Raw genomic sequence first — 12934 nt, forward strand, 5'->3', positions numbered from 1 at the left:
GTCTTGAGTTCACGTCTCGCCACGTGAGTCGTGATTCGTTTCAGATTGCGGTCTGGGCGGTGACGGTAGTTGCCGGCTGCGGTCTGCTGGAGGAGTGGGCGACAGCAGGCTGCAGCCGCTGGTCTTGTCCGAGGACGAGCGGCTGACAATGCAGGGGTGGGCGCAGCACTTCTTCTTCTGGGCTGCTGCCTGTTGCCTGGTCGTCTTCAACGGCACCGCCACAGGCGGGGAGACCGTCACACGGTCCATCCACCGCACGGTGGGAACTGCCCTGGGTCTGCTGCCTGCCATCGCCGTCGCCGGTATCGCCAGTGTGAACCCGATCACGACCACCGTCATCATCCTGCCCGTGATTTCGCTCGGCATCGGCGTCATTCAATTCTCGTACGCCCTCACCATTTTCTGCCTGACCGTCGCGCTCGGGCCGCTGTACAGCGCCTTTGGCGCCCTCAGCAACCACCTGATGGTGCTCCGATTCGCGGAGACGGCCACAGGGACCGTCATCAGCTCCGTCGTCGTCCTCACCGTCCTCCCGACCCGAACCCCGGCGGCCGACCATGCCGCCCGCCGCGCGATGTTCCACGCCGTCGGCGATCTCCTGGACACAGCCGCCGCACTGGTACGCGGCCAACCTGGTGTCGACACGACGCTGCACGTGCACGCCCGCATCGTCGACGCCGCCAGGCGGCAGATCCAGGCGGTCACCCGCCCTCACAACGTTCCGGTAGTCCTGCCGGTCAGCCGGACCGGCACACGCCGCCTCGCCCACTACGGTGCGCTGGCCATGCACGCCCGCGCTTTGGCCCGTAGCGCCTAGGTACCGTCCGACACGGGTCTCGCGGAGACGTTGGGACGCGCCTGCGAAATACTGCGTGACCTCGCTCGCGTCGTTGCGGAACCGACCGGCGCTGCCGATGATGTCAGGCAGCGGACCGAAGCAGTCGGCGCCCTACTGAGCGAGGCCACCGCCCGGACTCACGGCATGGCCATGGACCGTGACGGGACACAGGCCGCGATAGGGCATCTGACCAAGGTGCACGAGAGCCTCGGCCTCCTCGCCGGCAACTCAAACGGGCCCATCCGCGCGGGCGGGGCAATCGAGGCAGGAATCCCCTCCCACGCAGTCTCGATCCCAACGGCCGGCCATGCGCTCCCGGAGGCGGCAGCCTGTCGGTCTTCGGCTTGAAAGCGGATGTGGTCGGCGACCGTCGCAACTGCGGCGTGGCGGTCGGTCGGCAGCGGCAGCCCACCGCGCGTACGACCATCTCCGCTGAAGAGAGCAAAGGAAATGACGGTCATGCAGACCCCCGCTTCCCCCGTCCCTTCCTGGGGCGTGGGCGACGTCCATGTCCACCGCGTCGGCGAGATCCTCCTGCCGCCGGCGACCGGACCATGGCTCCTGCCCGAGGCCACTCCCGAGGTGGTGGCCGGCCAGGACTGGCTGCGCCCCCGCTTCGCCGACGACGAAGGCATCCTGTACATCGACAGCCACAGCTTCGCGTTCGTCGTCGGCGGGCTGCGTGTCCTCGTGGACACCGGTATCGGCAACGGCAAGCAGCGGGCCGACCCTGCCTGGCACGACCTACAGACCGACTTCCTGGCGCGCCTCACCGCCGACGGTTTCCACCCGGACTCCGTCGACCTGGTGATCCTCACCCATCTCCACGCCGACCACGTCGGCTGGAACACTCAGGAGGTGGACGCCCAGTGGATCCCCACCTTTGCCCACGCCCGCTACATCACCTCCCGCAGCGAGCGGGAGTTCTGGGCCGGCTACGACATGGAGGAAGCCCGCAAGGAGATGTTCCGCGACTCGGTCCTGCCGGTCGAGCAGGCGGGCCTGCTGGACCTCGTCGACGTCCCGGCCGAGGGTGCGGTGATCGCGCCGGGCCTGCGACTGCTGCCCACGCCCGGTCACACCCCCGGCCACATCGCCGTCGAGCTCACCAGCCAGGGGGAAACGGCGCTGATCACCGGCGACTGCATCCACCACCCGGTCCAGCTCACCCACCCCGCCATCGGCTCCCGCGTCGACATCGACCCGCAGCAAGCCGAAGCCACGCGCCGCCGACTGCTCGCCTCGCTCGCCGGGTCCGGCACCCTCGTCCTCGGCACCCACTTCGCGCCGCCCACCGCCGGCCGCGTGATCACGCACCAGGACGCCTACCGCCTCCTGCCCGTCCCCGCACGCTGACACCGCTCCTCCCGGTTCCGTACCCGCCCCAGCCCGCTGCGGGTCCGTTTGCCCGACGGGACTCCGCGGGCGAAGGTGGAAGGCGCGAATGCCACGCCCGACGACACCGGACGCCCACCCCGGAAGTAGCGATCATGAGCCAGCCCACCCATCTTGACGTCGAGGTTCCGGCTCCCGACGGCCTGATTCTGCGCGGAAGGCTCTCTCTTCCCGACGGCCCTGGCCCGCATCCGGCGATCACCATGGCCCACGGGTACGGCGCGGTGAAGGAACAGACCCTCCTGCGCCTCGCCGACATTTTCGCCGGGGCCGGCTTCGCCGTCCTGGTCCACGACCACCGCACCTTCGGCGCCAGCGACGGCACCCCGCGCCAGGACATCGACCCCTGGCGGCAGATCGAGGACTGGCGGCGCGCCCTCACCTATCTGGAAGCGCGCCCGGAAGTCGACGCCGACCGGATCGGCCTGTGGGGATCCAGCTACGCCGGCGGACACGCCCTCGTGCTCGGCGCCACCGACCGCCGCCTGAAGGCCGTCGTCGCCCAGGTACCCACCATCAGCGGCTTCGAGCAGTCCAGGCGCCGCGTCGCCCCCGACAACCTCCCCGCCCTGGAAGCCGCCCTCGACGCCGACGAACGTGCCCAACTGGCCGGTGAACCACCGCACACCCAGGCTCTGGTCAGCGCCGAGCTCCTGGAGGTAGTAGCTGACGGCGTCCGGAGCCCGGTAGGAGGCGGCGACGGCCGGGTCCCCGAGGGCACCCGCTGGGACAACTCCGTCACCGTCCGCTCCACCCGCAAGGCGCGTATGTACGAGCCGGGCGCGTTCGTCGATCGCGTCTCTCCCACCCCGCTGCTGGTGATCGTCGGGAAGCAGGACACCGTCACCCTCACCGACACCGCTTTCGCCGCCTACAACCGGGCGTTGCATCCGAAAGAGCTGGTGATGCTCTCCGGAGGGCACTTCAGCCCGTACACCACCGAGTTCGCTCAAGCCTCGGCCGCGGCCACCGGCTTCTTCCGCAGCCACCTGGCGCCGAACACGAGCCGACAGGCGGACGCGGCAGATCGCTGCCCCCCCAGGCGCCGTCGCTTCCCGAGCTGAGAGCGCGAGTTCGATTCTCGCACCCGCTCCATGATGAAACCGCAGGTCAGTGACCTGGGGTTTGTTTGTTGCCTAGTCCAATTTGGGCCTGTCCGCGTAGGTGACGGGCAAGGAAGCGGCTGAATGCGGCCTCCTACGGGCAGATGGCGTCTGAACCGGGCGTATGCGCTCCGAGGTGGTGCCTCGGAGCGCATGATCGCACCGCTGTCGACCGTGGTTGACCGGCGTTATGGGCACGGTCGCGCGCGCCGTCGGCTTGAGTACGCGGTAGGACCCTCTCGGCAGGCGGCCGGAAGAGTGCCGTTGCGCGAGCACACGGAGGGGGTTCAGGCCAGAGTGGACGTGTCGACCACGAACCGGTAGCGCACGTCGGAGGCGAGGACGCGGTCGAAGGCTTCGTTGATCCGGTCGGCCGGGACGACCTCGATGTCCGCGCCGATCTTGTGCTCGGCGCAGAAGTCGAGCATCTCCTGGGTTTCGCGGATGCCGCCGAAGAGCGAGCCGGCGTAGGAACGCCGGTTGGCGAACAGGGAGGGGACGTCGACCGGGAGCGGTTCGCCGGGGGCGCCGAGGCTGACGAGGGCGCCGTCGAGGGCGAGCAGCGACAGGTAGGCGTCGACGTCGATCTTGGCGCTGATCGTGTTGAGGATGATGTCGAAGCTACCGGCGAGGTTCTCGAAGGTCGCCGGGTCGCCGGTGGCGTAGTAGTGGTCGGCACCCAGGCGCAGGCCGTCCTCCCGCTTCTTCAGGGACTGGGAGAGGACGGTGACCTCCGCGCCCATCGCCTTGGCGAGCTTGACGGCGAGGTGGCCCAGGCCGCCGAGGCCCACCACCGCGACCCTCTTGCCGGGGGCCGCGCCCCAATGCCGAAGCGGCGAATACGTCGTGATGCCCGCGCAGAGCAGGGGTGCCGCCGTGTCGAGGGGGAGGCCGTCGGGGATGCGCAGCACGAAGTCCTCGGTCACCACGACATGGGTGGAGAAACCGCCCTGAGTGATCCGCCCGTCCCTGCCGACGCTGCCGAACACCAGGGTGTGGCCCTTCAGGCAGTACTGCTCCTCGCCCTGGAGGCAGTTGGTGCACTCGCGGCAGGAGTCGGCCATGCAGCCCACGCCCACGCGGTCGCCGACGGCGTGCTTGGTGACCTGCGAGCCGGTCTGCGTGACGGTGCCGACGATCTCGTGGCCGGGGACGAGCGGGGTGGGGATGTCGCCGAACTCGCCGCGGGCGAAGTGGATGTCGGAGTGGCAGATCCCGCAGTAGGCGATCTCGATGAGGACGTCGCGCGGGCCGACCTCACGGCGCTCGATGGTCATCGGGACGAGCGGTTCGGCCACGGATGTGGCTCCGTAGGCGTGGACGGTGAGCATGGCTTCTCCAGTGGTGCGAGGCGAAGGGGCGACGGTTCGTCGTCACCTGCTCTTCGAGCCTGCGGGGCGCGGTCGGCCTCAACCAGGGCGGTCTGTTCGGGGGAGCGCTGTTCCAGGGTGTGACAGGGCCTCCCACCGGTCCGACCGGAGGGCTCCACTGGTGGGGTGCAAGATGGCGACGGACAGCAATACGGCAGTACGGCGACGGTTGTGCCCGCGGTGACGGTGGGCCACGGCGTGACCACGTTCGAATTGTTCTTCGACCTGGTGTACGTCTTCGCGCTCACCCAGGTCACCGCGTACATGGCCCACGCGCACACCGGCGCGGGCGTGCTTCAGGGCATGCTGCTGCTCGCGCTGCTGTGGTGGTCGTGGTCGGCGTACGCGTGGCTCGGCAACCAGGCCCGGGCCGACCTCGGGATCGTACGAGCGGGCATGGGGCTGGCGATGGCCGGTGTCACGTGTCATGGTTCCCCCGTCCTGTGACACCGGTGACAACACCGCCGGCACCCCCTGGAGCGGCGCTCCTGGAGGCCCTGTCCGCTCTCGAACCGCCCGCGAGCGGAGGCACGGCCCACCTCACCGGTGAGGCCCGAGCGATCCAGGCGGTGCGGGCGCACCTGGTCCAAGAGCGTGGCTGGTCACGCCGTTCCCTCACCACCAAGCCCCACTGGACCCCGGGCAGGACCGGCCTCGACTGACCGACTCCGGATCCTCTTCGCCGAAGCGCGTGGGGGGACCTGTCGCTCCCCGGCACCGCACGGCCTGCCACTTCTCGCGCCCTTCTCGCAGGCTGGTGACAGTTCGGAGAGAAGGGTGGACGGATGGACGACGACGTGAACGAGGTAGCCGTCATCATCGGCTCCGGCAGCATCGGTCTGGCCATCGCCCGGCGCATCGCCGCCGGCCGTACCGTGCTGCTCGCCGACTACAGCGAGAAGGCCGCCGAGGCCGTCGCCGAACGCCTGCGCGGCGAGGGGTACGACGTGAGGACCCGGGTCACCGACGTCTCCGACCACGCCGCGGTCGAGGCGCTGGCCGACGCGGCCGCCGCGCTCGGCCCGGTCACCCAGGTCGTACACACCGCCGGCGTCTCGCCCACCCAGGCGAGCATCGAGCGGATCCTGCGCGTCGACCTGGTGGGTACGGCGATGGTCCTGGACGCCTTCGCCCGCGTCGTCGCGCGGGGCGGGGCAGGCATCGTGATCGCCAGCATGGCCGGGCACCGGGAGAGCCCCTACGCGCCGGAGGTCGAGCACGCGCTCGCCACGACCGAGACGTCGCACCTGCTCGCGCTGCCGTTCCTCCAGCCCGACCAGGTGGGTTCGACCGTCCACGCCTACGCGCTGTCCAAGCGGGCCAACTCGCTGCGGGTGCAGACCGCCGCCGTCGCGTGGGGCAGGCGCGGGGCTCGTGTCAACGCCGTCAGCCCCGGCGTGATCATCACGCCGCTGGCGCTCGACGAACTGTCCGGGCCTCGCGGCGAGTGGTTCGAGCAGGTGCGCAAGACGTCGGCAGCCGGGCGCTTCGGCACCCCCGACGAGGTCGCCGACGCGGCCGCCTTCCTCCTCGGCCGCCAGGCCGGCTTCATCACCGGCGCCGACCTGCTGATGGACGGCGGCGTGACCGCGGCCCTGCGCACCGGCGAACTGACCATCCCCTGAGAGCTCTTGAGAACGGAAGCGAACCCATGCCGAACACACCCATGACCGTGCTGGTGGTCGGCGCGACCGGCGGCATCGGACGGCTCGTCGTCGCCGAGTCGATCGCGCACGGGTACACCACCCGGGCGCTGGTACGCGACGCCGCGAAGGCCGAGCGCCGACTCCCCGCCGAGACGCAGGTCGTCGTCGGCGACGTCACCAGGCCCGAGACGCTGTCCAAGGCCGTCGCGGGCGCCGACGCCATCGTGCTGACCCTCGGATCCGACGGCTCCGGCCGCTCCACGCCGGAGACCGTCGACTACGCCGGAGTCCGCAACGTCCTGGCCGCGCTGCACGGTCGTACGCCCCGCATCGCGCTGATGACCGCCATCGGCGTCACCGCCCGGGGCAGCGCGTACGACCATCTCCTCGACTGGAAGCGCCGCTCGGAGCGGCTGGTCAGGGCCAGCGGACTGCCGTACACCATCGTGCGGCCGGGCTGGTTCGACATGAACGGCCCCGACGAGCACCGGCTCGTCTTCCTCCAGGGCGACGAGCGGCGCTCCGGCAGCCCCTCCGACGGCGTCATCGCCCGCGAGCAGATCGCTGAGGTGCTGGTCCAGGCCGTCAGTGACCAGGAGGCAGCGGGCAAGACCTTCGAACTCGTCGCGGAATCCGGCCCCGCCCCCGACGACATGAGCTCGCTGTTCGCCGCCCTGGACCGGGACGCGCCCGCCGCCCTGGACGGGGTGCGGGACGAGACCAACATGCCGCTGGAACTGGAGCCGCAACGCGTGCGCGAGGACCTCGACGGCGTCAGGGCGCACAGTTCGGCGAGCACCTCGCAGACATGAACGAAAGCGCGACGGGAAGTCAGGCCCCCTGCACTTGCAGGGGGCCTGACTTGGTGCCCGTCGTCGAGTGGGTCAGTGCTCCTGGTGGGGCAGCAGGGCAGCGAGGTTGATCTTGCCGCGCTGCATCTGCGCGTGGTGCGGGGCGACCAGCCCGCCGTCGATGATGTACAGCTGGTTGTCACGCACTCCGGTGGCGCTCGGCGAGGCCAGGCCGTCGGATGCGGTGAGTACGGCCTTGGCCTTGCCATCGGGGTGGACCACGGAGACCAGGTCGGGGGCGTTCTGCGCGGCGAAGACCACGTCGGAGCGCTCGTTGAGGAAGCTGAAGTCGTCCACCCCGTCGAGGCTCTTGGTGACAGTGTGGATCCGGCCGGGCTTGCCGTCGGCCGTGACCGGGATGCGCAGTAGGCTGTCCTGGGCGAGGTTGGAGACCCAGACGGCTCCCTTGTGGAAGCGCAGGCCGTTGGCGCCGAAGGGCACGGCCTCGGAGGTCACCGGTGCGAGGGCCTTGTCCGTCAGTCATGCCTTCGCCGGTCCGCCCGCCACGGGAACGGACCACACGGTGCTCTTGAGGCTGTCGGCGACGTAGATCGTACGGCCGCTCGGGTCCAGTGCCATGCCGTTGGGCAGGCCGTCGGTGGGGAGGGCGGCCAGGTGGGTCGGGGTGCCGCCGGGGGACAGCTTCCACACGCCGGAGCGGGTGGCGTCGGAGGACCAGACGTTGTAGTAGACCGTGCCGTCCTTGCTACGGATGTTGCCGGTGATGCCGTCGCCCTGGGCGGAGGTGGCGAGGACGGTGCGGTGGCCGGAGGGGGAGACGCGCACCAGAGAGGGCTGTTTGCCGGCGGGCGCGCCGATCATCGACAGCGTGACGGAGCGGTCCGGGTTGAAGGTGATGTTCTCCGGGATCTCGCCGACGGCGTAGTCGAACTTCGCCATGGTCCGGACGTGGTCGATGACGGGCTGCCGGTCGCGCGCCGAGGAAGCGGCGAAGGCGGACGGCGCGGACACCAGTACCGCTGTGGTCGCGGCGACGACCAGAGCGGTCCGGAGCTGCTTCTTCACGGAGGTTGATCTTTCAGGCATGGTGCTTCCTTGAGGGTGAAGGGGAGAGTGGGAGGAGACCCGTAAACGGGCTGGGCAGATCCTGGCCCTACCAGGTGGTGGCCACCGCGCGCAGTGCGGTCCAGGTGTCGCCTCGGCGGGTGTAGTCGATGGTCAGGCGGAGCCGCCAGTCCGCGTGTGCGCCGTACACGGTCGCGTCGGTGACGATCCGTCCGACGACGTGGGTGCTGCCGCCCTCGGCCTCGACGGTCATGTCCTTCTCGTCGACCGAGTGGTAGACGAACTGTCCGGCCCGCATCTGCGCCGGCCACTCGGCCTTCGGCTGTACGTAGCCGGTGATGTGGGTGAGGGTGAAGTCGCCGTCGAGCAGGTCGTCGAGTGCGCCGGTGTCGCCGTCGGCCATCGCCCGCAAGTAGGCGCGGTAAGCGTCGGTGACCCCGGTGCGGGGATCGGATGTGCGCATCGCTGAGGCTCCGTCAAGAGGTGGTCGACGTGCTTTCGCCCCGGCCCTTGCCGTCGGCCGGAGACCGGACTGTCCTCGTCGGCCTCTCCGACGAGGACTGCGAGCCGAGCAGGTCCAGCAGGACCAGGGCGTCGTGCTCGGGGGTGCCGGGTTCGGCGTAGTAGGTGAGAAGGCGGTGGCCGGGGGTGCCCTCCAGCAGCATGTTCTGGTAGCCGAGGGTGAGGTCGCCGACCTCGGGGTGGTGGAAGGTCTTGCGGCCGTGGGCGTGGCCCTTGACGTCGTAGCGTTCCCACAGGCGGGCGAAGTCCGGGCTCTTGAGCAGGAGTTCACCGGCGAGCCGCGCCAGGTCAGGGGCGTCGGGGTCGGTGCCCGCGAGGGCACGCAGCCGGGCCACGCCACCGCGGATCTGGTTGTCCCAGTCGTCGAACAGTTCGCGGGCGGCCGGGTGCAGGAAGACGTACCGGGTGATGTTGCGCTGCCTGACCGGCCACTCCTCGATGCCGGCCAGCAGGCGCAGGCCGCCGGGGTTGGCCGCGAGCAGGTCGTTGGTCCGGCTGACCACATAGGCGGGGCCTGGCCGCAGTGACTCCAGCAGCAGCTTCACGCCCGGCCGCACGGTGCGGGAGGGCGGCGCGGGAGCCTCCGGGACCGTGCGGGCGGCCAACTGGGCAAGGCTGCGCAGATGCTCGTGCTCGTCGTCCTCCAACTGAAGGGCCCGGGCAAGGGCGTCGACGACCTGGGGGCTCGGACGGGTCTCCTTGCCGCGCTCCAGACGGGTGTAGTAGTCGATGCTGATACCGGCGAGGGTGGCCAGTTCCTCGCGGCGCAGCCCGGGTGTGCGCCGCACCCCGGCGCCTGCCGCGAGTCCGGCCTCCGTGGGCGTCAGCCGAGCGCGCCGGGCACGCAGGAAGCGCCCCAGCTCGGTGCCTCCGCCGGAGGTGGTCTCACGTGTCATGTTCTCCAGTGTGGACATGCGATGACCTGCGCGGGAGGTGCCCGGGGGGCTCTGTCGCTCCCCCGAACGGCGCTCCCCGGCACGCCACGGCCTGCCGCGCGCGGAGATCCCGGGGGAGGCTGGAGACCAGCTTGCCTCCCCTCACGCGCAAGGAGCACCACCGTGGAGATCCTCAAGCGGCAGCCCACCAGCAAGGCCCCGGCCGACTGGTTCACCGGCGACGTCTGGTGGGATGTGATCCACGCCGGTCAGGAGCCGTCCCGTGCCCGCCTCAACCTGGTCCGGTTCGCGCCGTGCGCCCGCACCGACTGGCACTCCCACGCCCTGGGCCAGACCCTGCACATCGTCTCCGGCGTCGCCCTGATCGGCGGCCGTGACGGCACGGTCATCGAGGCCCGCCCCGGCGACACCGTCCACACACCCCCGGGTGAGGAGCACTGGCACGGCGCCGCTCCCGACGCCTTCATGGAGCACCTCGCCCTGTGGGAGGGCCTCGGCGACGGCAGCCCGGAGACAACGTGGCTGGAGAAGGTCACCGACGAGCAGTACGGCGCCCCGCGCACCCCCGCTCACTGAGCCACCCGGCAGAAGGAAGGACTTCATGCGCACCACCACCCTCGGACCGAACGGCCCCGAGGTCGGCGTGATCGGCCTGGGCTGCATGGGCGCATGATCTTCGGCTACGACCTTGCGGCACCCCGCGACGAGACCATCGGCCTGGACACCTTCGGCCGTCACTGATCGCCGGGCACGGTCAGGTGGCGTCCTTCGCCGGGTGCACCGCGCCCTGTACGGCCTCAGCCATGTCGAGGAGGACCAGCTTGTCGTGGTCGGGGGTGCCGGGCTTGGCGTAGTACGCGATGAACCGCTGGCCCTGGGTGCCTTCGAGCTGCATGGACTGGTACTCAGGGGTGAGGTCGCCGACCTCGGGGTGATGGAAGGTCTTGCTGCCGTGGGTGTGCCATCGCACGTCGTAGCGCTCCCACAGGTCGGTGAACTCCGGGCTCTTGCTGAGCAGTTCGTCGACGAGTTCCGTCAGGTCCGGGGCGTCGGGCTCCAGGCTCGACAAGGCGCGCAGACGGCCGACCACGGCGCGGAGCTGCTCGTCCCAGTCGTCGAAGAGCGTGGTCGCGGCGGGATGCAGGAAGACGTAGCGCACCACGTTGCGCGTCTGTGGCGGCCAGTCGGCGATCCCCGGGAACAGACGCAGCCCGCCCGGGTTGGTGGGTGCGGTGGGAGACCACGCAGACGCGCAGGGTGTAGCGGCCGTCGACGACCGTGCTGGAGAGCACGACGCGTCGCTGATCGTTGATTCGCTCCAGGAGGAGGCGGCTGGCCTCGTCGGCCCGCTCGGCGGCGGCCCGGCTGCCGTCGGCGGGGCGAAGGCGGAAGATCACGGTGGACAGGTCCGGGCGGTGCGGGACCTCCAGCTCCGGGATGCCGGACAGCACATGGTGGACGTGTTCGGCCAGGTCGAGCTTCTCGTCCAGGGCCTCGCGGAAGGCGTCGACTCCGTGCAGGTGCAGGGGAAGCCAGGCCCGCAGACCGCGGATCTCGTGGGTCAGCTCGGGTCCGAGGTGACCGGAGTCCGGGATGCTCCCGGCCGCCCCCATGTCCTGGAGGTAGCTGCCGGTGCCCTCGTGCGCGGCGTGCAGGGTGGCGAGGTCACGGACCACCAGGGCGCCGGTGCCGAACGGCATGAAGAGGGTCTTGTGCGGGTCGAGGGTGATCGAGTCGGCCTCCTCGAAGCCGGCGAGGCGTTCGGTGCCGCGTGCGGTGAGGCGGAAGAAGCCGCCGTAGGCCGCGTCGACGTGGAACCACAGGTCCTCGCGGCGGGCCAGGTCGGCCAGCTGGGCCAGCGGGTCGATGGTGCCGGTGTCGGTGGTGCTGGCGGTGGCCACCAGCAGGAACGGCCGCAGCCCGGCCGCCCGGTCGGCGCGGATCATCGCCGCGGCGGCGTCGGGGTCCATCCGCAGGTCCGCGGTGTGCGGGACCGTGCGTATATGGGCGGCGCGGATGCCGGCGAGGCGGGCGGCCTTGGCGACGGAGTGGCGGGCGAAGGCGGATGTGTAGACGGTGCCGTCCGCGAGATCCTCGCCGAGTCTGTGATGACGGGCGGCGACCGTCGCGGAGAACGTGGCCATCGAACCACCGCTGGTCAGCAGGCCGCCGCTGCCCTCCGGGAGTCCGCACACCTCGCGGGCCATCCAGCGGATCACGCTCTCCTCCAGCGCGGCGAGGGCCGGGGCCACCGAGGCCAGGCCGCCGTAACGGTTGACCGCACGGTTGTAGAACTCGGCGAGCGCGGCCGAGTACAGACCGCTGCCCGGGATGTACGCCAGGTGGCCGGGTCCGGCGGTCTCCAGGGCGCAGTCGGCGGCCTCGTCCAGGCGCGCGAGCAGCGTCTTCAGGTCGCCGCCCCGGGCGGGCGGCGGCGCCAGGAACGACTCCACCAGGCCGGTCTCGGCCTGCGGGGAGAGGGGGCTGGTCGCGGGGCGGGCCGCGAGGTTCTCGGTGCGGTCGACCACACGGTCCAGGACGAGACGGCCCATCTCGGTCATGGCGGCGCGGTCGGGTTCCAGAGGGAATTGAGGCGAGGGGTGCATGCGGCAGTCCGGTAGCTGTGAGAGGGGTACGGGGGCGGCGGTCCGGCCTAGCCGGCGGCCGGAACGCGTGACCAGAATGCGCCGCCAAACGCGGCACACGATGGCGTAGTCAGCGCCCGGACGGCACTGCGGCGCATGATTGTTCGCTGATCCGGCCGATACGCTGCATTTCATGCCACGCCCCCTGTACGACCGCATCGACCGGGCGATCCTGGACCACCTCCAATGCCACGGACGCACTCCCAACGTCGACCTCGCCGAGGCCGTACGCCTCTCCCCCTCGTCCTGCCTGCGCCGCACCAAGGCGCTGGAGGAGGACGGAGTCCTGTCCGGCTACCGGGCCGATCTGGACCGCGAGCGCCTCGGCCTCGGGCTGACGGTGTTCCTCTCCCTCAAGGTCGAGCACTCCCGCACCACCTCCCAGGTGGTCGAAGAGGCACTGAAGGCGATCGACCACGTGGTCGCCTGCCACGTGGTCTCCGGCGACGCCGACTTCTTCGTGGAACTCGCCGTACCGGACCTGCGCACCTTCGAGAAAGTGCTCACCGATCAGATCCTGGCCATCGGCCCCGTCCGCGACGCCCGCAGCACCTTCTGCATCCGCACCGTCATCGACCGCGGCCCCCTCCCCCTCACCTCCTGGCCCACCCCACACCCATGACCCAATCGTCCGGCTCCTTG

General features: G+C 70.6%; 15 protein-coding genes and 1 pseudogene. 9 read left to right on the forward strand and 7 right to left on the reverse strand.

The annotated features are described in order from the left end of the window. Positions 1-94 precede the first annotated feature (94 nt). The 3 genes from ACZ7M3_RS48870 to ACZ7M3_RS48880 all read left to right on the forward strand — a co-directional run bounded on the left by ACZ7M3_RS48870 (position 95) and on the right by ACZ7M3_RS48880 (position 3297). On the forward strand, positions 95-817 hold the full coding sequence (locus ACZ7M3_RS48870) for an FUSC family protein (protein ID WP_472072749.1): 723 nt from the start codon (positions 95-97) through the stop codon (positions 815-817). Positions 818-1297: 480 nt separating this feature from the next. After that, positions 1298-2194 carry an MBL fold metallo-hydrolase gene (locus tag ACZ7M3_RS48875; protein ID WP_472072751.1) on the forward strand — a complete coding sequence of 299 codons (897 nt, stop codon included), beginning with the start codon at positions 1298-1300 and terminating at the stop codon, positions 2192-2194. 134 nt (positions 2195-2328) lie between these two features. Further along, positions 2329-3297 (forward strand): alpha/beta hydrolase, encoded by a 969-nt coding sequence (locus ACZ7M3_RS48880; RefSeq protein WP_472072753.1) that lies wholly within the window; start codon positions 2329-2331, stop codon positions 3295-3297. A 326-nt stretch (positions 3298-3623) separates the two neighbouring features. On the opposite strand, the gene ACZ7M3_RS48885 is transcribed toward ACZ7M3_RS48880, so the two are convergent. Then, positions 3624-4667, reverse strand: a complete 1044-nt coding sequence (locus ACZ7M3_RS48885) for an NAD(P)-dependent alcohol dehydrogenase (protein WP_472072755.1) — start codon at positions 4665-4667, stop codon at positions 3624-3626. Positions 4668-4904: 237 nt separating this feature from the next. On the opposite strand from ACZ7M3_RS48885, the gene ACZ7M3_RS48890 reads away from it, so the two are divergent. The 4 genes from ACZ7M3_RS48890 (at position 4905) to ACZ7M3_RS48905 (ending at position 7164) form a co-directional block, all read left to right on the forward strand. Next, positions 4905-5153 (forward strand): low temperature requirement protein A, encoded by a 249-nt coding sequence (locus tag ACZ7M3_RS48890; protein ID WP_472072757.1) that lies wholly within the window; start codon positions 4905-4907, stop codon positions 5151-5153. 5 nt (positions 5154-5158) lie between these two features. Further along, positions 5159-5368 carry an SIP domain-containing protein gene (locus ACZ7M3_RS48895; protein WP_472072759.1) on the forward strand — a complete coding sequence of 70 codons (210 nt, stop codon included), beginning with the start codon at positions 5159-5161 and terminating at the stop codon, positions 5366-5368. A 123-nt stretch (positions 5369-5491) separates the two neighbouring features. Beyond that, the gene (locus tag ACZ7M3_RS48900) at positions 5492-6331 is read left to right on the forward strand and encodes an SDR family oxidoreductase (RefSeq protein ID WP_472072761.1); all 840 of its coding nucleotides are present in this window, start codon (positions 5492-5494) and stop codon (positions 6329-6331) included. A gap of 26 nt (positions 6332-6357) precedes the next feature. Continuing rightward, entirely contained in the window at positions 6358-7164 is an 807-nt protein-coding gene (locus tag ACZ7M3_RS48905) for an SDR family oxidoreductase (protein WP_472072763.1), read from the forward strand. A 72-nt stretch (positions 7165-7236) separates the two neighbouring features. Here the strand turns inward: ACZ7M3_RS48905 and ACZ7M3_RS48910 are convergent, their stop codons facing one another. The 4 genes from ACZ7M3_RS48910 to ACZ7M3_RS48925 form a co-directional block, all read right to left on the reverse strand. Beyond that, positions 7237-7659 carry a hypothetical protein gene (locus ACZ7M3_RS48910; RefSeq protein ID WP_472072765.1) on the reverse strand — a complete coding sequence of 141 codons (423 nt, stop codon included), beginning with the start codon at positions 7657-7659 and terminating at the stop codon, positions 7237-7239. Between the two features lie 24 nt (positions 7660-7683). Further along, a complete protein-coding gene (locus tag ACZ7M3_RS48915) occupies positions 7684-8250 on the reverse strand; it encodes a hypothetical protein (protein ID WP_472072767.1) in 567 nt (188 codons plus the stop codon). A 67-nt stretch (positions 8251-8317) separates the two neighbouring features. Further along, the gene (locus ACZ7M3_RS48920; protein WP_472072769.1) at positions 8318-8692 is read right to left on the reverse strand and encodes a nuclear transport factor 2 family protein; all 375 of its coding nucleotides are present in this window, start codon (positions 8690-8692) and stop codon (positions 8318-8320) included. Positions 8693-8705: 13 nt separating this feature from the next. After that, complete coding sequence (locus ACZ7M3_RS48925) at positions 8706-9647, reverse strand: helix-turn-helix transcriptional regulator (protein WP_472072771.1); 942 nt, start codon at positions 9645-9647, stop codon at positions 8706-8708. Positions 9648-9809: 162 nt separating this feature from the next. Here ACZ7M3_RS48925 and ACZ7M3_RS48930 point away from each other — a divergent pair, with 162 nt between their 5' ends. Then, entirely contained in the window at positions 9810-10223 is a 414-nt protein-coding gene (locus tag ACZ7M3_RS48930) for a (R)-mandelonitrile lyase (RefSeq protein ID WP_472072773.1), read from the forward strand. Positions 10224-10401: 178 nt separating this feature from the next. Here ACZ7M3_RS48930 and ACZ7M3_RS48935 read toward each other — a convergent pair whose 3' ends face one another. Beyond that, positions 10402-10953, reverse strand: coding sequence for an MmyB family transcriptional regulator (locus ACZ7M3_RS48935; RefSeq protein ID WP_472072844.1), 552 nt, complete (start codon positions 10951-10953; stop codon positions 10402-10404). Between the two features lie 133 nt (positions 10954-11086). Further along, a pseudogene (locus ACZ7M3_RS48940) lies at positions 11087-12451 on the reverse strand (pyridoxal phosphate-dependent decarboxylase family protein); the annotation flags it as partial. Between ACZ7M3_RS48940 and ACZ7M3_RS48945 the strand changes: the two are divergent. Then, positions 12426-12914 (forward strand): Lrp/AsnC family transcriptional regulator, encoded by a 489-nt coding sequence (locus ACZ7M3_RS48945; RefSeq protein ID WP_472072775.1) that lies wholly within the window; start codon positions 12426-12428, stop codon positions 12912-12914. The pseudogene ACZ7M3_RS48940 and the gene ACZ7M3_RS48945 overlap by 26 nt on opposite strands. The last annotated feature ends 20 nt before the right edge of the window (positions 12915-12934 follow it).

The organism is Streptomyces sp. NPDC111656 (genome assembly GCF_055656965.1).

Bases quoted from the DNA above. Each gene is read 5' to 3' on its own strand.
- ACZ7M3_RS48875 (WP_472072751.1), top strand. From the start codon at position 1,298: ATGCAGACCCCCGCTTCCCCCGTCCCTTCCTGGGGCGTGGGCGACGTC.
- ACZ7M3_RS48880 (WP_472072753.1), top strand. From the start codon at position 2,329: ATGAGCCAGCCCACCCATCTTGACGTCGAGGTTCCGGCTCCCGACGGC.
- ACZ7M3_RS48885 (WP_472072755.1), bottom strand. From the start codon at position 4,667: ATGCTCACCGTCCACGCCTACGGAGCCACATCCGTGGCCGAACCGCTC.
- ACZ7M3_RS48900 (WP_472072761.1), top strand. From the start codon at position 5,492: ATGGACGACGACGTGAACGAGGTAGCCGTCATCATCGGCTCCGGCAGC.
- ACZ7M3_RS48905 (WP_472072763.1), top strand. From the start codon at position 6,358: ATGCCGAACACACCCATGACCGTGCTGGTGGTCGGCGCGACCGGCGGC.
- ACZ7M3_RS48915 (WP_472072767.1), bottom strand. From the start codon at position 8,250: ATGCCTGAAAGATCAACCTCCGTGAAGAAGCAGCTCCGGACCGCTCTG.
- ACZ7M3_RS48920 (WP_472072769.1), bottom strand. From the start codon at position 8,692: ATGCGCACATCCGATCCCCGCACCGGGGTCACCGACGCTTACCGCGCC.
- ACZ7M3_RS48925 (WP_472072771.1), bottom strand. From the start codon at position 9,647: ATGACACGTGAGACCACCTCCGGCGGAGGCACCGAGCTGGGGCGCTTC.
- ACZ7M3_RS48945 (WP_472072775.1), top strand. From the start codon at position 12,426: ATGCCACGCCCCCTGTACGACCGCATCGACCGGGCGATCCTGGACCAC.